The following is an 18492-nucleotide window of genomic DNA, read 5'->3' as shown; positions in this document are numbered from 1 at the left end:
CAGGCCCCGAGCCGCCAGCACCCAGTGACTAGACTGTCGGCATGGATTTTTCGGACCGTTACGTCGCCCTCGGGGATTCCTTCACGGAAGGCGTCGGCGACCCCGATCCCACCCGTCCCAACGGCGTCCGCGGCTGGGCCGACCGCGTGGCGGAACAGCTCGGCCGCAACAACGAGGCCTTCGGCTACGCGAACCTCGCCATCCGCGGCAGGAAACTCCGGCAGATCATGGCAGAACAGGTGGAGGCCGCCGTCGCGCTCCAACCGACGCTGGTGACCCTGTACGCCGGAGCGAACGACATCTTCCGCCCCAAGGTGGACATCGATTCCCTGATGGAGGATTACGACGCCGGCCTGGCCGCCTTGCGCGCCACCGGCGCCGCCGTGCTGCTGTTCACCGGGTTCGACGCCCGCAGCTCGAAGGTCTTCGGCACCATGCGCGGCCGCACCGCTATCTACAACGAACTGCTCCGGGAACTCGCGGACAAGCACGGGGCCAGCCTGGTGGATTACTGGCGCTTCGGCGAGTACCACGACTGGCGCATGTGGGACCGCGACCGGATGCACATGTCCACCGCCGGCCACATCAACATGGCGAACCGGGTGCTGGATGTCCTGGAGCACCAGCGCCTGGCACCCGCCGAGCACGGCATCGCACAGGACGGGAGCGCCACGGCGGTGCGCGCCAGCCGAGTCGCTGCCCTCCGGGACAATGCCCAGTGGGTGCGGGAGCATGCCGTCCCGTGGGTGGTCCGCCGGGTCAAAGGCACCTCGTCCGGTGACGGGCTGAGCCCGAGGTACCCGGAACTCACCCGGCTCTAGCGGGACGGTGTTTAGCGGCGGAGCCCAGCGGGCCGTGCGGAAACCCGGAGTGGCGAGCAGTCCGCCGTCGCCATGGATACTTGCCGGAACCCAGCGGAAGCCCGGGCATCCAGCCCGGCAGCCCAGATGTGCGGGCCGCGTTCCGCGTGCCCGGCTGCGGGGAACTGTTGACCAGGATGTCGCCGGCGTTGAGGCACCAATCCTGCAGGCCGGGCGCCAGCAGCACGGTTCCGGCTTCATGATTGCTTGGGCCCTGACGATGCCCGACAGGTCAAGGACTATCCGGGCGCTCGGGCGGGAAGGTGCCTTCGGCATCGAGCCGGCCGGAGCCTTTCGTTTTGCTGTGTAGGGGCTTGATGTCACTTATGGCCATTGCGGGGCGGGTCCGGGGGCCCGTGAATAGCCTTGCCCCGGCAGGCCCGTATACACCGGATTGGTCTTAATTTCACGCAGCACCTAGACTTATTAGGCGCTAGGTGGCGCGGAGCGTGTGCAATTGCTCCGGTTGGCGGTGACTGTCGGGAACGGCGGGAGATCCGGTGGCCGGTAGTTAGGGGCTCAAGTTGCTTCGTTCCTCCATCCGCCCGGTATCCCGGAACCAGTTTCCGGGCCCACTCCTTCGCCGCAGCGGCAATCCAGCACTGGTTTTCAACCGGTCCTTGCTGCTGCGGGAACTACCGAAAACGTAGTGGACCGGCGTCGGACGTCACTGACCGCACGGCAGGCAGGAAATTCTGCAGGCCGTTATTTCCAAACTTTGAGGAGAGTCGACATGGCAGCACACTGCCAGGTGACCGGAGCCGAGCCGGGCTTTGGACACAGCATTTCGCACTCGCACCGCCGCAACAAGCGCCGGTTCGACCCGAACATCCAGAAGAAGCGCTACTGGGTTCCGTCCCTGCGCCGCAATGTCACGCTGACTGTGTCGGCCAAGGGCATTAAGACCATCGACGTTCGCGGCATCGACGCAGTCGTCGCCGAAATCCTTGCTCGTGGGGTGAAGCTCTAATGGCAAAGAAGGACAAGGACGTACGTCCGATCATCAAGCTGAAGTCCACTGCGGGCACCGGCTACACCTACGTGACTCGGAAGAACCGTCGTAACGACCCGGACCGCCTGGTCCTGAAGAAGTACGACCCGAAGATCCGCCAGCACGTCGAATTCCGAGAGGAGCGCTAAACATGGCTAAGAAGTCCAAGATTGCTCGCAACGAGCAGCGCAAGGTCATCGTTGAGCGCTACGCCGCCAAGCGTCTCGAACTCAAGAAGACCCTGGTTGACCCCAACGCGACTGACGAAGCACGCGAAGAGGCACGCCTCGGCCTGCAGAAGCTGCCCCGCAACGCCTCCCCGATCCGCGTCCGCAACCGCGACGTGATCGATGGCCGCCCGCGCGGTACCTTCCAGAAGTTCGGCATCTCCCGTGTCCGCTTCCGCGACATGGCACACAAGGGCGAACTCCCGGGCATCACCAAGTCTTCCTGGTAATCCAGGATCGCTGATTTCAGCACCTTGAGAAGGGCCGGCAACCGTTTGGTTGCCGGCCCTTCTGCGTTCCAGGGCGCCTTCTGCCTGGGATGTGAGCGGCTTCACGGTGCTGATTCCGGCGCCCGTTGCCGGTTTGGCGGAAGCCCGGACCCCGATTTCCACGGGATTCTGCGGCTACGGGACCCGCGCCGTGCTGATTTGCGCGGGTGCCGCCGGGGCGTGTAATGTTTTCTGAGTCGCCGCCGCTGAAGCGGAAAAATTGCGACAGACTCCCTTTCAAACGGAAGCCAATTACTGGTTCGCTTTACCGCGTCCGGGTGCGGCTCCGGGAGTTCCTGACTGGTTTGTCCCGTATGGTTTCCGAATCCGGAAGTTGCGGCGGGAGTGCCGGTCTGGTAAGTTTGAAAAGTTGCTCCGGAGCGATCCTGAATGTTTGGTTTGGGTGGTGCCGGGTGTGTCTGTTGTTTGAGAACTCAATAGTGTGCCAAGTTTGTTGATACCGATTTTTTATGAATTGGTTATTTGCCGGGCTGTCCGCCCCTGTGGATGGTCTGGTTTTTAGCTGGTTTCAAATTTTGTGCAGCGTGTCCGGGTCTTTTTCCGGCCCGGGTGTGTTGTGTCTGTTTTTGTTTTACTTCAACGGAGAGTTTGATCCTGGCTCAGGATGAACGCTGGCGGCGTGCTTAACACATGCAAGTCGAACGATGATCCGGTGCTTGCACCGGGGATTAGTGGCGAACGGGTGAGTAACACGTGAGTAACCTGCCCTTGACTCTGGGATAAGCCTGGGAAACTGGGTCTAATACCGGATATGACCTTTCACCGCATGGTGGGGGGTGGAAAGCTTTTTGTGGTTTTGGATGGACTCGCGGCCTATCAGCTTGTTGGTGGGGTAATGGCCTACCAAGGCGATGACGGGTAGCCGGCCTGAGAGGGTGACCGGCCACACTGGGACTGAGACACGGCCCAGACTCCTACGGGAGGCAGCAGTGGGGAATATTGCACAATGGGCGCAAGCCTGATGCAGCGACGCCGCGTGAGGGATGACGGCCTTCGGGTTGTAAACCTCTTTCAGTAGGGAAGAAGCGAAAGTGACGGTACCTGCAGAAGAAGCGCCGGCTAACTACGTGCCAGCAGCCGCGGTAATACGTAGGGCGCAAGCGTTATCCGGAATTATTGGGCGTAAAGAGCTCGTAGGCGGTTTGTCGCGTCTGCTGTGAAAGACCGGGGCTCAACTCCGGTTCTGCAGTGGGTACGGGCAGACTAGAGTGATGTAGGGGAGACTGGAATTCCTGGTGTAGCGGTGAAATGCGCAGATATCAGGAGGAACACCGATGGCGAAGGCAGGTCTCTGGGCATTAACTGACGCTGAGGAGCGAAAGCATGGGGAGCGAACAGGATTAGATACCCTGGTAGTCCATGCCGTAAACGTTGGGCACTAGGTGTGGGGGACATTCCACGTTTTCCGCGCCGTAGCTAACGCATTAAGTGCCCCGCCTGGGGAGTACGGCCGCAAGGCTAAAACTCAAAGGAATTGACGGGGGCCCGCACAAGCGGCGGAGCATGCGGATTAATTCGATGCAACGCGAAGAACCTTACCAAGGCTTGACATGGACCGGACCGCCCTGGAAACAGGGCTTCCCTTCGGGGCTGGTTCACAGGTGGTGCATGGTTGTCGTCAGCTCGTGTCGTGAGATGTTGGGTTAAGTCCCGCAACGAGCGCAACCCTCGTTCCATGTTGCCAGCGGGTTATGCCGGGGACTCATGGGAGACTGCCGGGGTCAACTCGGAGGAAGGTGGGGACGACGTCAAATCATCATGCCCCTTATGTCTTGGGCTTCACGCATGCTACAATGGCCGGTACAATGGGTTGCGATACTGTGAGGTGGAGCTAATCCCAAAAAGCCGGTCTCAGTTCGGATTGGGGTCTGCAACTCGACCCCATGAAGTCGGAGTCGCTAGTAATCGCAGATCAGCAACGCTGCGGTGAATACGTTCCCGGGCCTTGTACACACCGCCCGTCAAGTCACGAAAGTTGGTAACACCCGAAGCCGGTGGCCTAACCCCTTGTGGGAGGGAGCCGTCGAAGGTGGGACCGGCGATTGGGACTAAGTCGTAACAAGGTAGCCGTACCGGAAGGTGCGGCTGGATCACCTCCTTTCTAAGGAGCAACTGCCCTTTTGTGGTGGTGGCTGCATGGTCGCCGTCCGGGGGTCAGGAGTACAGCCCATTGCGCAGGCGTCTGTTCTGCGGTGGGTGCTCATGGGTGGAATATCAACGAATCAAACTGGTTTTGGCATGGCCTTGGTGGTTGTGTCCTGTGGTTAGTACGGTGTCTGTGCCCTTTTGGGGTGTGGGTGTTGGGAACGCTGCGGGGTGCGGACTGTCGTGGGTTGTGTTTGGTGCACTGTTGGGTCCTGAGGCAACAGGACCTGCAACGATGAGTTGCCGGGCCCGTCAGGGGTGCCCCCCTTTTTGTGGGGGTGTTCTGGGGTTTCTGGTTTTCCTGTCCTTGCCGATCATGCGCATGGTTTGTGTGTGTGGGGTGTGGGGGTTGGGGTTGTTGTTTGAGAACTACATAGTGGACGCGAGCATCTTGTAAGCAATTTTGTTTAGAAGTTTTTTGATCTGTGTGGTCAAGTTTTTAAGGGCACACGGTGGATGCCTTGGCATCAGGAGCCGATGAAGGACGTAGGAATCTGCGATAAGCCTGGGGGAGTTGATAACCGAGCGGTGATCCCAGGATGTCCGAATGGGGAAACCCCGCACAACGCCGTTTTCGGTGATTGTGTGACCCGTACCTGAATATATAGGGTGCGTGGGGGGAACGCGGGGAAGTGAAACATCTCAGTACCCGCAGGAAGAGAAAACAACAGTGATTCCGTTAGTAGTGGCGAGCGAACGCGGATCAGGCTAAACCGACCCATGTGTGATAGCCGGCGGGCGTTGCGTGGGCGGGGTTGTGGGGCAGTTGCGTGCTGGTTCTGCCGGACCGGCGGGGTGTGTGTGCGTGCATAGGCGAACGGTTTTGAAAGGCCGGCCGGAGAGGGTGTGAGTCCCGTAGCCGTAATGTGTTGTGCCGCCCTGGTGAGTGTTCCCAAGTAGCACGGGGCCCGAGAAATCCCGTGTGAATCTGTCAGGACCACCTGATAAGCCTAAATACTTCCTGATGACCGATAGCGGACCAGTACCGTGAGGGAAAGGTGAAAAGTACCCCGGGAGGGGAGTGAAACAGTACCTGAAACCGTGTGCTTACAATCCGTCAGAGCAGCCTTGTTGTTGTGATGGCGTGCCTTTTGAAGAATGAGCCTGCGAGTTAGTGTTACGTCGCGAGGTTAACCCGTGTGGGGTAGCCGTAGCGAAAGCGAGTCTGAACAGGGCGAGTGTAGTGGCGTGATCTAGACCCGAAGCGGAGTGATCTACCCATGGCCAGGTTGAAGCGACGGTAAGACGTCGTGGAGGACCGAACCCACTTCAGTTGAAAATGGAGGGGATGAGCTGTGGGTAGGGGTGAAAGGCCAATCAAACTCCGTGATAGCTGGTTCTCCCCGAAATGCATTTAGGTGCAGCGTTGCGTGTTTCTTGCCGGAGGTAGAGCTACTGGATGGCCGATGGGCCCTACAAGGTTACTGACGTCAGCCAAACTCCGAATGCCGGTAAGTGAGAGCGCAGCAGTGAGACTGTGGGGGATAAGCTTCATAGTCGAGAGGGAAACAGCCCAGACCACCAACTAAGGCCCCTAAGCGTGTGCTAAGTGGGAAAGGATGTGGAGTTGCTTAGACAACCAGGAGGTTGGCTTAGAAGCAGCCACCCTTGAAAGAGTGCGTAATAGCTCACTGGTCAAGTGATTCCGCGCCGACAATGTAGCGGGGCTCAAGTACACCGCCGAAGTTGTGGCATTCACACATGTTCCTAGCCTTCGTGGTTCAGGGGTGTGGATGGGTAGGGGAGCGTCGTGTGGGCGGTGAAGCTGCGGTGTGAACCAGTGGTGGAGCCTACACGAGTGAGAATGCAGGCATGAGTAGCGAAAGACGGGTGAGAAACCCGTCCGCCGAATGATCAAGGGTTCCAGGGTCAAGCTAATCTGCCCTGGGTAAGTCGGGACCTAAGGCGAGGCCGACAGGCGTAGTCGATGGACAACGGGTTGATATTCCCGTACCGGCGAAGAACCGCCCATACCAAGCGGGGGATACTAACCGCCCGAAACCTGCCCTATCACCCTTTGGGTGTGTGGGTTTTGGTGGAGCGCGGGACCTGATCCCGGGAGGTAAGCGTATTAACAGGTGTGACGCAGGAAGGTAGCCGGGCCGGGCGATGGTTGCCCCGGTCTAAGGACGTAGGCCGTTCCATAGGCAAATCCGTGGAACATGCAGGCTGAGATCTGATGGGACCCCCGCATGGGGGGATCCGGTGATCCTATGCTGCCTAGAAAAGCATCGGCGCGAGGTTCCAGCTGCCCGTACCCCAAACCGACACAGGTGATCAGGTAGAGAATACCAAGGCGATCGAGAGAATTATGGTTAAGGAACTCGGCAAAATGCCCCCGTAACTTCGGGAGAAGGGGGGCCCGGACCGTGAGACCCACTTGCTGGGTGGAGCGGGCAAGGGCCGCAGAGACCAGGGGGAAGCGACTGTTTACTAAAAACACAGGTCCGTGCGAAGTCGCAAGACGATGTATACGGACTGACTCCTGCCCGGTGCTGGAAGGTTAAGAGGACCGGTTAGCTCTTCGGAGCGAAGCTGAGAATTCAAGCCCCAGTAAACGGCGGTGGTAACTATAACCATCCTAAGGTAGCGAAATTCCTTGTCGGGTAAGTTCCGACCTGCACGAATGGAGTAACGACTTCCCCGCTGTCTCAACCATAAACTCGGCGAAATTGCAGTACGAGTAAAGATGCTCGTTACGCGCAGCAGGACGGAAAGACCCCGAGACCTTTACTATAGTTTGGTATTGGTGTTCGGAGTGGCTTGTGTAGGATAGGTGGGAGACTGTGAAGCCCGGACGCCAGTTCGGGTGGAGTCATCGTTGAAATACCACTCTGGTCACTTTGGACATCTAACTTCGGCCCGTGATCCGGGTCAGGGACAGTGCCTGATGGGTAGTTTAACTGGGGCGGTTGCCTCCTAAAAAGTAACGGAGGCGCCCAAAGGTTCCCTCAGCCTGGTTGGCAATCAGGTGTCGAGTGTAAGTGCACAAGGGAGCTTGACTGTGAGAGAGACATCTCAAGCAGGGACGAAAGTCGGGACTAGTGATCCGGCGGTACATTGTGGAATGGCCGTCGCTCAACGGATAAAAGGTACCTCGGGGATAACAGGCTGATCTTGCCCAAGAGTCCATATCGACGGCATGGTTTGGCACCTCGATGTCGGCTCGTCGCATCCTGGGGCTGGAGTAGGTCCCAAGGGTTGGGCTGTTCGCCCATTAAAGCGGTACGCGAGCTGGGTTTAGAACGTCGTGAGACAGTTCGGTCCCTATCCGCTGCGCGCGCAGGAAATTTGAGAAGGGCTGTCCTTAGTACGAGAGGACCGGGACGGACGAACCTCTGGTGTGTCAGTTGTACTGCCAAGTGCACCGCTGATTAGCTACGTTCGGATGGGATAACCGCTGAAAGCATCTAAGCGGGAAGCTCGCTTCAAGATGAGATTTCCATGCACCTCGTGTGTGAGAGGCCCCCAGCCAGACCACTGGGTTGATAGGCCGGACGTGGAAGACAGGACCAACGACTGTCGAAGCCGACCGGTACTAATAGGCCGACAACTTACACCACACAAAAACATCAAAAGCTACGCGTCCACTATGTGGTTCCCGGACAACAACCCAGGAACCAAACCGGCACACCACCGGACAACCGAATACAACCAGCAACACCTGGTAACCAACAGTCTTCCCACCCCGCACCCACGCGGGGACGGGTAACAAGGTTACGGCGGTCATAGCGTGGGGGAAACGCCCGGTCCCATTCCGAACCCGGAAGCTAAGACCCACAGCGCCGATGGTACTGCACCCGGGAGGGTGTGGGAGAGTAGGACACCGCCGGACAACCATTACAGGTCGAGGCCCCCGAAGAAACCTTCGGGGGCCTCCCGCATTTAACCCACAAACAGGCGCACGGGTGACTGCCGCACACAGGCACGCCGCCGCCGTCGGGCATTCCCCGCCCGCCGCGCCGTCGGACGTCCCCGTAAGCCGCCGCCGGGCCGGTCCGGCGGCCTGTTCAGGCTCCCCGAACCCCTGAAAAACCCCGGAAATCCCGTGAATTTGGTCAAAAAGGCGCGGAAACACGCGGAATTTGCTGGCCGTGTCCGCCCAAGCTGGTAAGTTTTCGAACAGTGGCTCGTGCGCAGACCGCGCGTGAGCTCCAGACTCGTACAGTCCAGGAGGACAACAATGGCTAAGAACCGTAGCGAACTGGTTGCAGAGGTTGCTGGCAAGGCTGGCACCAGCCAGGCTGCCGTGAACGGCGTGCTCGACGCCCTCTTCGAGGTCTTCGAGGCTTCTGTCGCCGCCGGCGAAAAGATCACCATCCCGGGCTGGCTCGCCATCGAGCGCACCGACCGCGCCGCACGCACCGGCCGCAACCCGCAGACCGGCGAGACCATCCAGATTGCAGCAGGCCACAGCGTCAAGCTGACCGCCGGCTCCAAGCTGAAGGCAGCTGTCGCCAAGAAGTAAGACACTTCGGCGAACGCCTCGGAAGGCGGCAGGCTAACGGCCTGCCGCCTTCCGCTTTTAACGAGATCCCCGTGCCGCGGCTGCCAGGGCCGATTCGCGGCCTCGGCAGCCTTGGCGGACAATGGATAGGTGCCACAAGCAAGAACCTCCCCCACAGCCCCCCGGCCCGCTCCCAAGCCAGCGGCAGGTACGGGGACGGCACAAGGCATCGGCCTTCCGTGGCAGCTGGCCGGCATTGCGGTGCTCCTGCTTGCCCTGGCCGGGGCATTGCTCTTCTCGGGGGCCGCGGGGGCCCGCCAGGTCTCCGATCCCGGGGCCCTGGTCCGCTGGGGACTTCCGATCAGCAAAGCGATCCACAACGTCGCCCTCGCGACCGTAGTGGGCGGCCTGATCTTCGCCGTCGGAATCCTTCCGCGCCACCTTCCCGGACATCGGGCCAAGGACGCCGAGGCTCCCGAACACCCGGCCTTCACCCGGGCACTGGCCGTCGCGGCGGCCGCGGGCGCCGTCTGGACCCTCTCCGCCGTCGCCGTGCTGGTGTTCAGCTATGCGGACATCGCAGGCCAAGGCATCTCGGGCGACGCCGAATTCACCCGTTCCCTCGTCTACTTCATGACCGACATCGAGACCGGCAAGGCCTGGCTCGCGGTCACCATCATCGCCGCGGTGGTCACGACCATCCTCTTCGGCGTCCGCTCCCTGGCGGGGCTTGCCTGCACGCTCGTCTTGGCGCTGGGCGGCCTGGTGCCCACCGCACTGATCGGGCACTCCTCAAGCTCCAGCGACCACGGTGGCGCCATCAACTCGCTCGGCCTGCACCTGGTGGGCGTCTCCAGCTGGGTGGGCGGCATCATCATGCTCGCGGTGCTTTCGGGCATCCTGGGCAGCAAGGCCTCCGGCGGCAAGGATGCCACCGAACAGACGCTCCGCCGCTTCTCCAGCCTGGCAGGCTTCGCCTTCTTCCTGGTTTTCGCCTCCGGCGTCGTCAACGCGAGCATCCGGGTCACCACCTTCGAGGAGCTCGTCGGCTCGGCCTACGGGCAGCTGATCCTGGCCAAGGCCTTCGCCACACTGCTCCTGGGTGGCATCGGCCTCATGCACCGCCGCTGGGTCATTCCGCAGCTTGGCCGGGGCGGGATGTCCGTCAGGCGGGTGCTCTGGCAACTCGTCCTCGTCGAACTGCTCGTGATGGGCGCGACGTCGGGACTCGCCGTCGCGCTGGGCCGCTCGGCACCGCCGGAACCGACCACCTACGCGCCGGACGCGTCGCCGTCGTTCATCCTCTCCGGCTATGAACTGCCGCCGGAACTGACACCCGAACGCATGTTCAGCGAATGGCGTTTCGACTGGATCTGGGTGACCGTGGCGGTCTTCGGCGCCGTGGCCTACCTCCTGGGCGTGGCCAAGCTGCGCCGCCGCGGCGACTCCTGGCCCTGGCTGCGAACCGTGGTGTGGCTCCTGGGCCTGGCAGCACTGACCTACATCACCTCCGGGCCGCTGGCCGTGTACGGCATGGTGCTCTTCTCGATACACATGGTGGACCACATGGCCCTGACGATGGTGGCGCCGCTGTTCCTGGTGCTGGGTTCGCCGGTGACGCTGGCGCTGCGTGCGCTGCCCGCCCGCGGCGAAGGCAGCCGGGGCGACGGCTCCCGCGGCCTGCGTGAGTGGCTGCTGGTGTTCGTGCACTCGAAGTTCTCCCAGCTGGTGACGCACCCGCTGTTCGCCGCCGCGAACTTCGCCGGATCGATCGTGCTGTTCTACTATTCGGACGCCTTCGGTTGGGCCATGCGCGAACACGTCGGCCACGAACTGATGAACCTGCACTTCCTGCTCACCGGGTACATCTTCGTGCTGACCATGATCGGCACCGATCCGTTGCCGCGCCGCGCGCCGTATCCGATGCGGCTGCTGCTGCTCCTGGCCACGATGGGCTTCCATGCCTTCTTCGGCGTTTCCATCATGGGCGGTACCGGCCTGCTCGCCGCGGACTACTTCGGCAACCTCGGCCGCACCTGGGGCGGCTCGGCGATCGCGGACCAGCAGGTGGGCGGCGCAGTAGCCTGGGGGATCGGCGAAGTGCCCACGCTCCTGGTGGCGATCGGCGTCGCGGTCATGTGGTCGCGCTCGGACGAGCGCGAGACCCGACGCACCGACCGCGCGGCCGAGCGGAATAACGACGCCGAGCTGAACGCTTACAACGACATGTTTGCCAGGCTCGCCGACCGCGATGCCAAACTTGCACAAAACGATCCTGGACACCGGCCTGCGAAACAGGTCGAACCCGACACGAAGCTGGAAGGACGCTGATGAGCGAAACCGTACGCACCCAATTGCGGGTCCGGGCCTCCGAACTGGTGGGCCGCGGCTGGCTCAACACCGGCGGCAAGAACCTGGACCTGGAGGCCCTGCGCGGCAAGATCGTGCTCCTGGACTTCTGGACGTTCTGCTGCATCAACTGCCTCCACGTGTTGGACGAGCTGCGCCCGCTCGAAGAGAAGTACTCGGACGTGCTGGTGACTGTGGGCGTGCACTCGCCCAAGTTCGAGCACGAAGCCGACCCCGTGGCCCTCGCCGCTGCCGTGGAACGCTACGAAATCCACCACCCCGTGCTGGACGACCCGGAGCTTGCCACGTGGAAGGCCTACACGGCCCGTGCTTGGCCGACCCTGGTGGTCCTGGACCCCGAGGGCTACATCGTGGCGCACCTGTCCGGCGAAGGGCACTCCGGCGGCCTCGCCGTCCTCCTTGAGGAACTCGTTGCCGAGCACGAGGCCAAGGGCACCCTGCACCGCGGCGACGGCCCCTACGTGGCGCCTGTTCCGACGTCGGGCACCCTGCGCTTCCCGGGCAAGGCCACGGCGCTGGAGAACGGCAACTACCTGGTGGTCGACTCCGGCCACCACCGCCTGGTGGAACTGCGCCCCGACCTTGAAACCGTGGAGCGTGTGATCGGCTCCGGCACCAAGGGGTACCTGGACGGCCAGGCCGAGCTCGCCCAGTTCAACGAGCCGCAGGGCGTGGCCGTGCTGCCTGCCGAACTCGCCTGGAAGCTCGGCTACGACGCCGTCGTGGCCGACACCGTGAACCACCGCCTGCGCGGCGTGACCCTGAGTTCCGGTTACGTGCAGACCGTGGCCGGCAACGGCATCCAGCGACTGCTCGACGCCGGTCCCGCCCGGGTGACGGCCACCGGTGCCGCCGAATGGGCTTCCTCCGCGCACCACGAGGGTCCTGCCGATTTCGCCGGCGACGCCGTGGACGTGGGCGTGCTCGGCCTCGGCGCCGGCGTTTCGCTGTCCTCGCCGTGGGACGTGGTGTGGAGCGACAAGCTGCAGCGCGTGGTCATCGCCATGGCCGGCACGCACCAGATCTTCGCCTTCGAGCCGGTCTCGGGGGAGGTCTCCATCTTGGCCGGCTCGGGCCTCGAAGGGCTCCTGGACGGTCCCGCCGAGGAAGCCTGGTTCGCCCAGCCGTCCGGCCTGTCCATCGACGCCGCCGGCGACATCTGGGTGGCCGACTCCGAAACCTCCGCCCTGCGCCGGCTGGTGCTGGGAGAAACCGGCGTGACCGTGGAATCCGCCATCGGCAAGGGCCTGTTCGACTTCGGCTTCCGTGACGGTTCCGCATCCGAGGCCCGCCTGCAGCACCCGCTGGGCGTCACCGTCCTGCCCGACGGCTCCGTGGCCATCGCCGACACCTACAACGGTGCCGTGCGCCGCTACGACCCCGCGGCGAAGTCGGTGTCCACGCTGGCGCGCGGCCTTGCCGAGCCGAGCGACGTCGTCGTGGTCCATCCCGACGGCGGCGAGCCGCTCCTGGTGGTGGTGGAGTCCAACAAGCACCAGCTCGTCCTGGTCCCGATCCCCAAGGAAGCCCAGCAGGTGGACGAGGGCGCCTCGCAGACCCAGCGGCCCAAGAGCCCGGTGGCACCTGGAAACCTCGAACTCACGGTGCGCTTCACTGCGCCCACCGGCCAGAAGCTGGACGACCGTTGGGGCGATCCCACGCAGCTGAAGATCTCCTCCACCCCGCCCGAGCTGCTAGTCTCCGGCGGCGGCACCTCCGTGGGCCTGCAGCGCACGCTGGAGCTCTCCTCCGAGGTTGCCGAGGGCATCCTGCACATCGCGGCCCGTGCGGCTGCGTGTGACGGCCCCGAGACCGAGGACGGCGAAATCCCGGACCACGCCGCCTGCCACCTGTACCAGCAGGACTGGGGCATCCCGGTGGTCCTGCAGGCCGACGGCGACACCGAACTGGTGCTGGACCTGCGCGGAATGGACTGAGCGGCTCCGCTTGAAGCGGCCCGACGCCAGACAGGTTTTCCAGCTCGATTTCACGGGTGCAACCTGTTGTTGAGGTTTTTCAGCGTCGGGGACGTCACACCGTGCAGGTTTCGGATCAAGGCAATGCGGACTGTACCCGCATACAGAGGGGTTCCGGGACGGCGGGGGTTTGAAATCCTGCGCGGGGTGACATCGAGGGGTCTCTCCCCGGGGCCACCTCAGCCAACGGGCCTAGTAGCTCACCTGCGGGACCACCGCGATGCTGTTCTCGCCGATGTCCAGGCGGGTGGTGAAGCTGAAATCCTGCACCTCGTTGAGCGTGCTGACGCGGCCCGTGAACAGGTCGATCTGCTTCGCGGTCACCCGGGCCTTGCCGTTGAGCGGCGCTACCGCCCAGCCGCCGTCGAACGGTTCGATGCTGACCTTGGGGTACTCGGTGATCTTCCACTTGATGGTGCCCGGCTCGATGGGGCTGTTGGTCACGTGGTAGAACGGGCAGTCCGGCTGCAGGCGCTGCTGCTTCGTGGCTTCCTCGGCGCAGTTGTCCAGGTACTGCTTGATCTTCGATGCCACGGCCTGGTTCATGCTGTCGGTGGTCCGGGTCAGCAGGTTCAGGGGAGTCTGGCTGGAATCGTTGCTGGTCACCGAGGTGCGGACCGGGATCGCGGTGAAGAATTCTTCGCTGAGGCTGGCCTCGTACTCGCCCGGGTAGAGCACGGCGAAGCTGCCTCGGCCGTCGGGCAGGTTCACCGGGACGCCGTTGAGGTTGGCCTCGCTGGCGTTCACCACGGTGACGTCGAGGGTGGGCAGGGACGAAGGCACAAACTCCCAGTGGCCGAAGAACAGCCATTCCGTGCCCGTGCGCTCCAGCAGGAACTCGCTGTGCAGCTGGTTGCCGTCGATCGTGTAGTCGAGCGGCACCATGACCCGTTTCGCGCCGCGGGACTGGGGCGGGCCAATCCGGACATCGGAAACCTTCGAGGCCGCAGTCTGCAAGGCGGTGCCGTCCAGCATGGCCGCGTTTCCGCCCGGGACGGAGGCCTTCAACAGGCCCAGCGCCGCGCCGCCGTCGCCCCGTTTCAAGGCCGACAAATACTCACGCACAGGCTGCTGCGGGCTGGCCACGGAATTGCTCACCAAGTTGATTGCAACGATGCATGCGGCGACAGCAAGCATCAGACCGAGCAGCCATCCGGCTGCGGTCTTTACGAAGGCTTGACTGAGCTGCACGTCCCTTACGTTACCTGCCGCGGCACCCATACCCGGGAATCGCGGCGGTTCCGCCGCCCGGAAAAGCCGGAATTGCAGGCCCCCGACGCCGGCTGGCACCTAGCGCTGTCCGCCGCCGTCGGGCGCCGGTACAGGAGGAACGCGGCAGTCGTCGGGGCGGGAACCGGTGGCCGTCCGGAACGGAAAATCCGCTGCTTAATATGAAGCCGTCGCTTGCTCCTCAGCGCCGCCGGCGGGAGGAGGTCCCGAAGATGCCGCGCATGAGTTCACGGCCCAGTTGCGTGCCGAGGGATCGCGCCATGCTCTTCAGGCCGCCGCCAAGCGCGCCACCGAGGGTGCCGGCCAGATCGCCCAGGCCGCCGCCGTCGTCCTGTGTTCCGGAACGCCGTGCTTCCGGGACAGGCGCAGGGACCGGCGGAATATCCACCGGGGGAAGCTGCGGGCCGGGTCGGCTGCTGGGCCGGCCCAGGATTTCCTCCTCGATGCGGCGGGCCTCGGCGTCCACATCGTAGGAGGAGGTGCTTGCGGGCACGGGGGGCAGCCCGGGTGCGGCGGCGCCGGTGGACGACGCTGCATGGCCGCTCAGCTTCTCGTAGGCCGAGACGTTGTCCACGGCGGTGCCGTATTTCACCAGCAGAGCGGAGGACGCCACCGTGCTCCGGACGAGGTCTTCGGCACTGGGGCCCATGACCGATTCCGGGGCACGCAGCCGGGTCAGGGCGACCGGCGTGGGCGCGCCCCGTTCGTTCATCACGGTGATGACGGCCTCGCCGATGCCGGCCGAGGTGAGGGTTTCCTCGAGGTCGTAGTCGCTCACCGGGAAGGTGGAGACCGTGGCTTTCAGCGCCTTGGCGTCCTCCGGGGTGAAGGCGCGCAGGGCGTGCTGGATGCGGTTGGCCAGCTGGCCCAGGACGTCGGCCGGAACGTCCTTCGGGGTCTGGGTGACGAAGAAGATGCCCACACCCTTGGAGCGGATGAGCCGGACCGTGGTGGTGATGGCGTCGAGGAAGGCCTTGGACGCGCCGTTGAAAAGCAGGTGGGCCTCGTCCAGGAAGAACACGAGCTTGGGTTTGTCCAGGTCCCCGGCCTCGGGAAGGTCCTCGAACAGGTCAGCCAGCAGCCACATCAGGAAGGTGGAGAACAGCATGGGCTTGGTTTGCAGGGAGGGGAGTTCGAGGCAGCTGACGACGCCGCGGCCGTCCGGGGCCGTGCGCAGGAGCTCGGCGGTATCGAACTCCGGTTCGCCGAAGAACTTCTCCAGGCCCTGTGCCTCCAGGCCCACCAGTTCGCGCAGGATGACGCCGGCCGTGGCCTTGGACAGGCCGCCCAGGTTCTCCAGCTCGGCCTTGCCCTCGTCCGAGGTGAGGAACTGGATGACGGAGCGCAGGTCCTTGAGGTCGAGCAGTTCCAGGTTTTTCTGGTCCGCGAAGTGGAAGATGAGCTGCAGGCTCGATTCCTGGGTGTCGTTGAGTTCCATGATCCGGGACAGCAGGATGGGGCCGAAGGACGTGACCGTTGCCCGGACCGGTATGCCGTTGCCGTCCCCGCCGAGGGCCAGGAACTCCACCGGGAAGTTCTTGCCCGACCACTCTTGGCCCAGGCCCGCCGTGCGGGCGGTGAGTTTCTCGCTGGCGGTTGCCGCGGTGGCCAGCCCGGAGAGGTCGCCCTTGATGTCTGCGAGGAACACAGGCACTCCGGCGGTGGAGAGTTGCTCCGCCATCATGTGCAGCGTCACCGTCTTGCCGGTGCCCGTCGCGCCGGCCACAAGCCCGTGCCGGTTCATCATGGACAGCGGAAGGCGGACCTGCGCTTCTTTGTGGACTTCGCCGTCCACAATGGCTGCCCCGAGATCGATGGTGGCGCCGTCAAGGGTGTAGCCCTGCTGGATCGTGGCGAGTTTCTCGGCTGTGGTTTTGTTGGCCATGCGCACAGCTTAGTCTCGGGATTGCTTGGAAAGCGCATTCCCACTAACGTGGGAACAGAGCCCCGACGACGCCCGACTGACTGCGAGACAAGCCATGGCCCCCGACGCCCCAATCGGCACCCTGAGCCCGGGCCTGTGCTCGGTGACCCTTCGTTCGCACAGTGTGGAGGAAGTGGTGGCCCTCGCGGCCAAGGCCGGACTGAGCGGCATCGAATGGGGCTGCGACGTGCACGTCTCCGATGCCGCGGCGGCCGCCCGGGCTAAGGAGGCCTGTGCCGACGCGGGGCTGCGGGTCCTCTCCCTGGGTTCCTACTACCGAGCCGGCACCTTCGGCGATTTCGAAACCACCCTGGCGCTCGCCGCCGGCGTCGGAGCCCCGCGCGTGCGCATCTGGGCGGGAAGCCTGGAGCCCAATGAGGCCGACGCCGGCACCTGGGATGCGGTGGTGGAGGACACCCGGCGGATCGCCGCGCTCGCGGCCGGCCGCGGCGTCGATCTCGCCTTCGAGTTCCACAACCGTTCGCTCACCAGCACGGTCGACGGAACCTTGGAACTGCTCGAGCGCGTGGCCCGGCCGAACGTCGGCACGTACTGGCAGCCCGCCGTCGGCATTTCCGATGGCGAGGCGCTGGACGCACTGCGGAGCCTGCTCGATCACCTGACGGGCATCCACTGCTTCTCATGGTGGCCGCAGGCCGAGCGGCTCCCGCTCGACGCCCGCGAGGGGCTGTGGCGCGAGGCGCTCGGAGTCGCGCTGGACTCAGCCAAGGGCAGAGGCCGGGACCTTGACGTGATGCTCGAGTTCGTCGCCGACGACCGCCCGGAGAACCTGCTCGGCGACGCCGCGACGCTGCGCCGCTGGCTCACTTTGTGAGGCCCGGTCTACGTGCTTTGGGCGCCTCAAAGGACGTAGAGCGGGCCTCGCAACGCAGGGGCGTGGCCCCGTTAGGCGCTTTCAGTACTCCGGCGCAGGCGCACGGTGCCTGTGATCGCCGCGCCCGGGTCGGCCGGGTTCGCGCCGCCGTCGGGCTCGGCCAGGGCGCCGAGCGTCACCTGCCGGCCGATTTCCTCCAGGGGCAGTCCCACCGTGGACAGCTCGGGGCGGAAGTCCCGGAGCCATTCGATGTCGTCGAAGCCGGCCACGGTGGCATCCTCGGGGACCGACAGGCCATGCTCCCGCAACGCCGCCACGATCCCGATCGCCATGACGTCGTTGCCGGCGAAGATGCACGGTCGGGTGCCCAGGTCCGCGAGCCGCCCGGCGAGCTGCGTTCCGGCGTCGAAGCCTCCGTTGCGGCTGAAGGCCGTGTGCAGCACCTCCGCCGCGGGGCGCCCGGCCTCCGCCAGGCCGCGCTGGAAGCCTCGGATGCGCTCGTCGGAGGTGGCCAGGCCGTCCGGACCCGCCACGATTACAAACGTTCCCGCGTGTGTGGCGGCAAGTTCCGCCGCAAGTTCGCGGGCAAGTTCCTCGTTCGGCACTGGGAGCGTGCAGTAGCCGGCCGTTTCCGGCAGGCCGATGATTCCCTGCCCGACGACGCCGAGCCGGCCGCCGTTGCGGCAGTAGCGGTCGAGCTCAGCCGCGAGTTCGCCGTTGGCGGCGGAGTCTTCCGCGCGGTGTGAGCGGGAACCGGCGATCACGATCGCATCCGCCCGCCGGGCCGCGAAAGCGGCGGCGGCTTCCTTTTCCCCCGCGGGGGTGCCGTCCGTGGTGGCCAGCAGGACCATGCGGCGCTCCTGGCGCGCCGCGGTCTGGACGCCTTGGGCGATGGCGGAGAAGTAGGGATCGGCGATGTCGTGGACGATCAGGCCGATGAGCCCGGTGCTGGACTTCGCCAGGGCCTGGGCCTGGGCATTGGCCACGTAGCCGAGGGATTCTGCGGCCTGGCGCACCCGTTCGGCAATGCCCGCGCCGGGTGTACGGGCCGAGCCGTTGAGCACCCGCGAAGCTGTGGCGGGGGAGACACCCGCGAGCTTTGCCACTTCGGCCAGGGTGCTTGCAGCCACGGGGTTCCTTTCCTCTGGGATCTCCGCCCATTATGGCAGTTTCGAGGCCCACTCGGGAAAGCGCTTG

Annotated in this window: 11 protein-coding genes and 3 rRNA genes; 11 read left to right on the top strand and 3 right to left on the bottom strand. The window is 64.2% G+C overall.

The genetic code is table 11. The features are described from left to right. The first annotated feature begins 41 nt into the window (after positions 1-41). The 10 genes from ACN9M4_RS18570 to ACN9M4_RS18525 all read left to right on the top strand — a co-directional run bounded on the left by ACN9M4_RS18570 (position 42) and on the right by ACN9M4_RS18525 (position 13267). On the top strand, positions 42-821 hold the full coding sequence (locus tag ACN9M4_RS18570) for an SGNH/GDSL hydrolase family protein (protein ID WP_426300511.1): 780 nt from the start codon (positions 42-44) through the stop codon (positions 819-821). Between the two features lie 772 nt (positions 822-1593). Beyond that, a complete protein-coding gene (gene rpmB / locus ACN9M4_RS18565) occupies positions 1594-1830 on the top strand; it encodes a 50S ribosomal protein L28 (protein ID WP_074591186.1) in 237 nt (78 codons plus the stop codon). Next, positions 1830-2000, top strand: a complete 171-nt coding sequence (gene rpmG, locus ACN9M4_RS18560; protein WP_070348673.1) for a 50S ribosomal protein L33 — start codon at positions 1830-1832, stop codon at positions 1998-2000. The genes rpmB and rpmG overlap by 1 nt, the downstream gene beginning before the upstream one ends. Positions 2001-2002: 2 nt before the next feature. Continuing rightward, positions 2003-2308, top strand: coding sequence for a 30S ribosomal protein S14 (gene rpsN / locus ACN9M4_RS18555; protein WP_070348674.1), 306 nt, complete (start codon positions 2003-2005; stop codon positions 2306-2308). A 636-nt stretch (positions 2309-2944) separates the two neighbouring features. Further along, positions 2945-4469 (top strand): 16S ribosomal RNA (locus tag ACN9M4_RS18550). Positions 4470-4942: 473 nt separating this feature from the next. Beyond that, a 23S ribosomal RNA gene (locus ACN9M4_RS18545) occupies positions 4943-8076 on the top strand. A gap of 155 nt (positions 8077-8231) precedes the next feature. Continuing rightward, positions 8232-8348 (top strand): 5S ribosomal RNA (gene rrf, locus ACN9M4_RS18540). Together the 16S, 23S and 5S rRNA genes form the textbook arrangement of a ribosomal RNA operon. 348 nt (positions 8349-8696) lie before the next feature. Further along, the gene (locus ACN9M4_RS18535) at positions 8697-8981 is read left to right on the top strand and encodes an HU family DNA-binding protein (protein ID WP_070350644.1); all 285 of its coding nucleotides are present in this window, start codon (positions 8697-8699) and stop codon (positions 8979-8981) included. A 129-nt stretch (positions 8982-9110) separates the two neighbouring features. Further along, on the top strand, positions 9111-11291 hold the full coding sequence (locus tag ACN9M4_RS18530; RefSeq protein WP_426300508.1) for a cytochrome c oxidase assembly protein: 2181 nt from the start codon (positions 9111-9113) through the stop codon (positions 11289-11291). Further along, a complete protein-coding gene (locus ACN9M4_RS18525) occupies positions 11291-13267 on the top strand; it encodes an NHL domain-containing thioredoxin family protein (protein WP_426300506.1) in 1977 nt (658 codons plus the stop codon). Before ACN9M4_RS18530 ends, ACN9M4_RS18525 begins: the two co-directional genes overlap by 1 nt. Before the next feature lie 231 nt (positions 13268-13498). Here the strand turns inward: ACN9M4_RS18525 and ACN9M4_RS18520 are convergent, their stop codons facing one another. Together ACN9M4_RS18520 and ACN9M4_RS18515 are read right to left on the bottom strand one after the other, a co-directional pair. Next, on the bottom strand, positions 13499-14527 hold the full coding sequence (locus ACN9M4_RS18520; protein WP_426300504.1) for a hypothetical protein: 1029 nt from the start codon (positions 14525-14527) through the stop codon (positions 13499-13501). Between the two features lie 190 nt (positions 14528-14717). Beyond that, positions 14718-16421, bottom strand: a complete 1704-nt coding sequence (locus tag ACN9M4_RS18515; RefSeq protein WP_426300502.1) for a helicase HerA-like domain-containing protein — start codon at positions 16419-16421, stop codon at positions 14718-14720. Positions 16422-16515: 94 nt separating this feature from the next. Here ACN9M4_RS18515 and ACN9M4_RS18510 point away from each other — a divergent pair, with 94 nt between their 5' ends. Next, positions 16516-17295 carry a sugar phosphate isomerase/epimerase family protein gene (locus ACN9M4_RS18510; RefSeq protein ID WP_426300500.1) on the top strand — a complete coding sequence of 260 codons (780 nt, stop codon included), beginning with the start codon at positions 16516-16518 and terminating at the stop codon, positions 17293-17295. A 71-nt stretch (positions 17296-17366) separates the two neighbouring features. Here ACN9M4_RS18510 and ACN9M4_RS18505 read toward each other — a convergent pair whose 3' ends face one another. After that, positions 17367-18425 (bottom strand): LacI family DNA-binding transcriptional regulator, encoded by a 1059-nt coding sequence (locus ACN9M4_RS18505; RefSeq protein ID WP_426300498.1) that lies wholly within the window; start codon positions 18423-18425, stop codon positions 17367-17369. Positions 18426-18492: the final 67 nt, after the last annotated feature.

Source organism: Arthrobacter sp. R-11, assembly GCF_049913155.1.
Lineage (GTDB): Bacteria > Actinomycetota > Actinomycetes > Actinomycetales > Micrococcaceae > Arthrobacter.
The sequence above is the reverse complement of the archived record's forward strand: the minus strand, read 5'-3'. Positions and strand labels throughout refer to the sequence as shown.

Coding starts and splice junctions, on each gene's coding strand:
- ACN9M4_RS18535 (WP_070350644.1), top strand. CDS start 8,697: ATGGCTAAGAACCGTAGCGAACTGGTTGCAGAGGTTGCTGGCAAGGCT.
- ACN9M4_RS18570 (WP_426300511.1), top strand. CDS start 42: ATGGATTTTTCGGACCGTTACGTCGCCCTCGGGGATTCCTTCACGGAA.
- rpmG (WP_070348673.1), top strand. CDS start 1,830: ATGGCAAAGAAGGACAAGGACGTACGTCCGATCATCAAGCTGAAGTCC.
- rpsN (WP_070348674.1), top strand. CDS start 2,003: ATGGCTAAGAAGTCCAAGATTGCTCGCAACGAGCAGCGCAAGGTCATC.
- ACN9M4_RS18525 (WP_426300506.1), top strand. CDS start 11,291: ATGAGCGAAACCGTACGCACCCAATTGCGGGTCCGGGCCTCCGAACTG.
- ACN9M4_RS18520 (WP_426300504.1), bottom strand. CDS start 14,527: ATGGGTGCCGCGGCAGGTAACGTAAGGGACGTGCAGCTCAGTCAAGCC.
- ACN9M4_RS18515 (WP_426300502.1), bottom strand. CDS start 16,421: ATGGCCAACAAAACCACAGCCGAGAAACTCGCCACGATCCAGCAGGGC.
- ACN9M4_RS18510 (WP_426300500.1), top strand. CDS start 16,516: ATGGCCCCCGACGCCCCAATCGGCACCCTGAGCCCGGGCCTGTGCTCG.
- rpmB (WP_074591186.1), top strand. CDS start 1,594: ATGGCAGCACACTGCCAGGTGACCGGAGCCGAGCCGGGCTTTGGACAC.